At 71.4% G+C, this 1,422-nt stretch carries 1 protein-coding gene and 1 pseudogene; both read right to left on the bottom strand.

All coding sequences use genetic code 11. The features are described 5' to 3' along the window. A pseudogene (locus EYA84_RS31835) lies at positions 1-163 on the bottom strand (c-type cytochrome biogenesis protein CcsB); the annotation flags it as partial. Further along, positions 163-1,422 (bottom strand): cytochrome c biogenesis protein ResB (locus EYA84_RS31830; RefSeq protein WP_131057854.1); only part of this gene is annotated, 1,260 nt, incomplete at its 5' end. The gene EYA84_RS31830 and the pseudogene EYA84_RS31835, both read right to left, overlap by 1 nt.

The raw sequence follows: 1,422 nt of genomic DNA, 5'->3' as shown, positions 1-1,422 counted from the left end.
ACCCGGCGCCGCCGCCGACCGCCGCGCCGACCAGTTCGCGGGCCGGGGGCGCCGTCACCTTGACCCGCGAGTTGCCGAGGGCGTACTCGACCGCGTGGCTGATCATCGCCAGCAGGTACACCAGGGTGGCGATCGACACCACCTGGTCGGAGAGTGCGGACATCACTCGGCTCCTTCTCGCGCCCCGGCCCGCTCGTCCGGGTCGATGGTCTCGCCGGTCCGCCGGTCGTCGCCGATCGCGGCGACCAGTTGGCTGAACTCGGCGGCGAACCCCGGATGTTCGGTCCGGGGCAGGCCAGCCACCTCGACCAAGCTACTACCGCCCGTCGGAGATCCACCGGCGGGGGGTCCGGCACCAGGAAGCCCGGCCACGGAGGGCTCGGAGCCGCTGGGTCCGGAGCCGGCGGGCAGCACCCGGACGAAGATCCGGCGTCGCCGGACGAAGAGCGAGCCCATCAGCCCGAGCACCAGCCCGACGGAGCTGACCAGCAGCAGCATCGTGCCCGGATCGTGCCGCACGGAGAGCACGATGTAGCGCTCGGTGCCCACGAACTCGACCGTGGTGCCGTCGTCCAGCGTCCAGCTCTCGCCCTTGCGCAGGTCCTTGGAGCCGACCTCGGTGAGCCGGCCGTTGCGGATCTGCCGCTGGTCGAGCTGGTAGACCGAGCCGGGGATGCCGCCGTCGAGGCCCAGGTTGCCCCGGTACGCGATCAGCCCGAGCAGCGGATTCTGCTCCGTCGGGTACTCGGACCGGGTGAACGGGGGCTCCTGCGGTGCGGTCGGGAGGTACAGGCCGGAGAAGGCCATCTGGAGGTCCGCATTCCGCTCGCCGGTCGCCGGGTCGACGTTGGCGTCCGGGAAGGCCGCCAGGCCCTCGCTGGTCAGACCCATGTCGCCGGTGGTGAGGAACGGCACCGTACTGGTCTGGGTGTTGCCGAACCGGTCGGTGTAGCGGATCAGCGGCACGTAGCCGTGGCCGAGCAGATAGACGTTCGCGCCGTCGAGGCGCAGCGGCGAGTTGACCGAGAACTCGGCCGCCCGGGGCGCACCGCCGTCCTCGTCGACGGTGACCTTGGCGTTGAAGAACGAGGGCTGACCGCTCGGCAGGAACTCGGCCTCGAACTCGTCGAGCTGCATGCAGAACCGAGGCAGGTCGTCGCCGACGCGCGGGCCGAGCTTCGCCTCGGCGTACTGCTGGCGGGTGTTGCAGAAGACGCCGTCCGGGCCGGAGACGAGCAGCCGGTTGCCGTGCCAGCCGTACCAGGAACCGAGCGCGACACCGACCAGCAGCAGCACCATCGCGCTGTGGAAGATCAGGTTGCCGGTCTCCTTGAGGTAGCCCTTCTCGGCGGAGATCTCGTCGCCGCGTACCGCCACCCGCCACCGGCGGCGGCGCAGGGTCTCGGCGACCGCGGCCGCGCC

The sequence above is a fragment of the Verrucosispora sp. SN26_14.1 genome (assembly GCF_004307965.1).
In the GTDB taxonomy this organism is placed as follows: Bacteria; Actinomycetota; Actinomycetes; order Mycobacteriales; family Micromonosporaceae; genus Micromonospora.
This window is presented reverse-complemented; position numbering and strand designations above follow the sequence as displayed.